This window comes from Streptomyces sp. NPDC051286, from assembly GCF_044455345.1.
Lineage (GTDB): Bacteria > Actinomycetota > Actinomycetes > Streptomycetales > Streptomycetaceae > Streptomyces.
Window position 1 is genome coordinate 712 of the sequence record NZ_JBITER010000122.1, and the last position, 3,623, is coordinate 4,334.

A 3,623-nucleotide genomic window follows, 5' to 3' on the forward strand; every position below is an offset into this window, starting at 1 on the left:
CTTCGACCCAGCAGGCCACGTACCAGGAAGCCCAGCAGGCCACGTCCCCGGCGGACCCGCGGCGCACGTACCGAACGGCACATTCGGACCCGCCCCCACGGCCTTCGACCCAGCAGGCCACGTACCAGGAAGCCCAGCAGGCCACGTCCCCGGCGGACCCGCGGCGCACGTACCGAACGGCACATTCGGACCCGCCCCGGCCACGTTCGACCCGGCAAGCCACGTACCAGGAAGCCCAGCAGGCCACGTCCCCGGCGGACCCGCGGCGCACGTACCGGGAGAACACCTCCCGACGGGCGCCGGGCACGACGTGCCGACCACGCACGGGCACGACGCACCAGGCACGCACGGACACGACGCTTCGCACCACGGCGGCCACGCCGACGACGCGGCCACGCACGCCGACGACGCGGCGCACGCCGGTGACACCGGTGGGCATATCGACCCGCACGGCGCCGCCGGTGACGCCCTGCACGGCGCGGACGAGGCGGCGACAGCAGGTCACCCCGGTATGGACGGGCCGGGTGTCGCCGGCGCGGCGGACGACTTCAAGTACACCCCGCACATGTCGGAAGCCGACTTCGACCGTCTCACGACGGCCGAGAAGCACCAGGTCGCCGCAGCCGAACTGACGGATGGAACCGTTCCGTTCGCTGATGACTGGGCAGCGATCGACTACGGCCGGGACTACTGGAACGACTACGTGAACGACCTGGACCCGTCCGCGAAACAGGCGCTCCGGGACTACACGGGGGACACGTTTCCCTCGTACAAGGACATGAACGGCTATCTGCGGGGCGACCCCTACTACGGCCCCCGGCCCGAGGTCCTGCACGACATCAGCGAGATGGACAGGGTCATGTCGACTCGCCCGGTCCCGGAGGACGTCATGGTCGTGCGCGGCACGGGCATCGGGCACCTGGACCTCGACTCGCCGCTGGAAATGATGGGCGGTACGTTCGGCGACGAGGGCTACCTCTCCACATCGCTCGGCAACCATCCGGTACCCAGCTTCGCGGGCAAGGAAGCGATCCTCCACCTCCGCGTACCGAAGGGGACGCCCGCACTGTGGCTGGAGAAGGTCAGCAAGTACGGCGTGGAGGAGCGTGAGATCCTGCTCGGGCGCGGCTCGGAGTACCGGGTGACCCGAGTCTTCGTGGACGAGGCGGGTAAAGCCCAGGTCTACGGCGAAATCCTGCCGAGATGACAGAGGAAGAGTTCATGACCAGCGAAAACCGACCCAATCCGCGCTTCGAAGAAGACATGCAGTTCAAGCGCATCGCCGGGCCACCCCGCTACAACCGTGTCGCACAGGGACCTGTGCAGTACGTACGGGTGGCCGCCGACAACGGCGTGGTGATCGGGTACGTCTGGGCCAACGACGAGGGCGAAGCCGCCGGCTGGGTGGTACCGCCGGGGCTCGGCGCCGCCGAGATCAACGCCGGTGCCGCATGGCTTCGGAAGCTGCGGGACGCGAAGGCACGCGACATCGCCCCCACCGCCCTGCTCGCCGAGCTGATCCGGGACACGAGCGACATCAAGGGCAGCGGGGTCGTACCGGGCTCGCTGACCGAGGCCCCGACGCTCGACGCTCTCAAAGAACTGGTGAGCAAGGGCTGACCTCTCCACAGATGAGCAGGGACCAGCGGGTCAACCCGCGCTTGAACGAGGATCTGTTGTTGCCCACCCCACCCCTTACGGCCGGGTGCACGACGGAGAACACAAGGGATGGCAATGTCAACTGGTACCCGTAAGGGCTGGTTGCCGCGCGAATACCCTACCGATCGAGCCGCCGCCCATCGACTGCGCGAGTGGCTGAAGGAATCGGACGGTAAGGGGCTCGACGCCGTGGGCCTCGACCTCAGCGCCGCAGATCTGTCGGGCGGGAACTTCGCCGAATCATGGTTCATCGAGGCCAGGTTGGTCGGTACGAACCTGGCTGGAGCGGATCTCTACCGTGCAGATCTCGAGGGAGCCGATCTGTCCGGAGCGGACCTGACCAACGCCTCGCTGGTGCGGGCAAACTTCGACGATGCGACGCTCCGGGGTACAACTCTTGACGGGGCCGACCTCGTCAAGGCTTCGCTCTACGACGTCGATGCCTCGGGGGCGAGTTTCCGCGGTACGCGACTGATGGGCGCATCCCTGTTGGACGTGAACCTCTGCGGGGCCGATCTGACGAATTCGGTGGCGGACGAGAACCCCTTCAAGGTCAAGATCGACGAGAACACCATCCTGAACGGCTTCTCAGGAACAGTTTTCGGTCCGGTCGAAGTTCTTACTGAAGAAGGCACCATGGAACTGGACGGTGACGACCTCGAGCAGTGGATTCGCGAGAGGAACGGGAATGTGAGGGTGATTCCTTCGCGAGCCGGAACGCAGTGATTGTCCGAGTGCCCCGGCACGTCTGAGCACCGGCTCGTGGAATTGACCATGTCGGCCAAGTGGCTCGGACTGTCGGCCGAGGTGGCGGTCTTCCTTCGCCCGGGTGAGACCGGATCCCTGCACGCCGACGTCGAGTTCGCGGGTCCGCTCGTCGCCCCAGTTGACGACCAGCGGGCCGGTCACCGGCGGATGTCGCCCGGCTCTGTCATGTGTTGGTCACAGCGGGGGCCGCTGGTTGAACCGTTGAGCCTGAGCAGTAAGGATATTGTCGTATCAGATCAGTTGGTGTGGCAGGGGGGAAGCGCATGAAGTTCGACATGGGGGCGCAGGTTCTGTCGACTCTGACGTCGCAGTCGCGTGGTTCGAGTGATGACTTGGGCGCGTTGATCCGTCAGCTGGTGCAGGCGGCCGCGCCGTTGGAGGGGAAGTTCAACGGCGCGGGGCGGGTGGCGTTCGACTCGTTCAAGAACCGTTCGGACGAGATCACCGCGGCGTTGAACGGTTCGCTTTCGGCGCTGCTGGGTGGTCAGTCGGGCATGGAGCAGGCGTTCGGTTCGGGTGACCAGGAGCAGGGCGACAACGCCCGGCAGCAGATGGGTGCGGCGAACTTCGACGCGGCCCGTTTCGGCGGACGCTGACCTGACCGCGCCCTGTTCGAAGGTGCACAGACCGAACCGGTTTCGCCGGTTCGCTGATTTCATGAATTCACGGGGAGTGTTTGTTGATGGCTGGTGACAGTGACCGTCGCGCCTATGACACGGGTGCGTCGGCGGATGCGCAGGGCAACATCCAGGTCGTGATCGCGCGTCTGGAGGAAGTGATCGCGGCGCGGGACGGCCAGGTGAAGGCCGCGATGGCGGACTTCACCGCGGACGGTGTGGCGGACGAGTACCACGGCAAGGAACTGCGGTGGAACCGGGCCTCGCAGGAGGTCAAGAACATCATCCAGCTGCTGAAGACAACGCTGGAGAAGAACGACGGCACCGCGCAGCACACCCTCACGCGGGCGAAGGCCGCAGTCGACAACATCGGCTGAGACTTCACCGGATCGGACTCCCGGGGGTGTTGGCCTTCGGCGCCGTGGTGGGTGCGGAAACGTTTTGTTCGACTGTTCGTGGTGGGTAGCCGAGGCACGGGGGGTGTGCTGGTGACCGGGTGGGATCTGAAGCCGCAGGGTATTCAGGGCGTGCTGAAGACGACGGGTGAGACCGCGGGGAAGATCGAGACGTACGCGAAGT

Annotated in this window: 5 protein-coding genes; all 5 read left to right on the forward strand. The window is 66.1% G+C overall.

Translation table 11 applies throughout. The features are described 5' to 3' along the window. Positions 1 to 310 precede the first annotated feature (310 nt). The 5 genes from ACIBB8_RS37495 to ACIBB8_RS37515 all read left to right on the forward strand — a co-directional run bounded on the left by ACIBB8_RS37495 (position 311) and on the right by ACIBB8_RS37515 (position 3,421). The gene (locus ACIBB8_RS37495) at positions 311 to 1,207 is read left to right on the forward strand and encodes an ADP-ribosyltransferase (protein WP_398959846.1); all 897 of its coding nucleotides are present in this window, start codon (positions 311 to 313) and stop codon (positions 1,205 to 1,207) included. 14 nt (positions 1,208 to 1,221) lie between these two features. Continuing rightward, a complete protein-coding gene (locus ACIBB8_RS37500) occupies positions 1,222 to 1,620 on the forward strand; it encodes a hypothetical protein (RefSeq protein WP_398959848.1) in 399 nt (132 codons plus the stop codon). Between the two features lie 114 nt (positions 1,621 to 1,734). Next, a complete protein-coding gene (locus ACIBB8_RS37505; protein ID WP_398959850.1) occupies positions 1,735 to 2,385 on the forward strand; it encodes a pentapeptide repeat-containing protein in 651 nt (216 codons plus the stop codon). 305 nt (positions 2,386 to 2,690) lie between these two features. Next, positions 2,691 to 3,023 (forward strand): hypothetical protein, encoded by a 333-nt coding sequence (locus ACIBB8_RS37510; protein WP_398956936.1) that lies wholly within the window; start codon positions 2,691 to 2,693, stop codon positions 3,021 to 3,023. Between the two features lie 86 nt (positions 3,024 to 3,109). Continuing rightward, a complete protein-coding gene (locus ACIBB8_RS37515; RefSeq protein ID WP_398959852.1) occupies positions 3,110 to 3,421 on the forward strand; it encodes a pore-forming ESAT-6 family protein in 312 nt (103 codons plus the stop codon). Positions 3,422 to 3,623: the final 202 nt, after the last annotated feature.

Bases quoted from the DNA above. Each gene is read 5' to 3' on its own strand.
- ACIBB8_RS37500 (WP_398959848.1), top strand. From the start codon at position 1,222: ATGACCAGCGAAAACCGACCCAATCCGCGCTTCGAAGAAGACATGCAG.
- ACIBB8_RS37505 (WP_398959850.1), top strand. From the start codon at position 1,735: ATGTCAACTGGTACCCGTAAGGGCTGGTTGCCGCGCGAATACCCTACC.
- ACIBB8_RS37510 (WP_398956936.1), top strand. From the start codon at position 2,691: ATGAAGTTCGACATGGGGGCGCAGGTTCTGTCGACTCTGACGTCGCAG.
- ACIBB8_RS37515 (WP_398959852.1), top strand. From the start codon at position 3,110: ATGGCTGGTGACAGTGACCGTCGCGCCTATGACACGGGTGCGTCGGCG.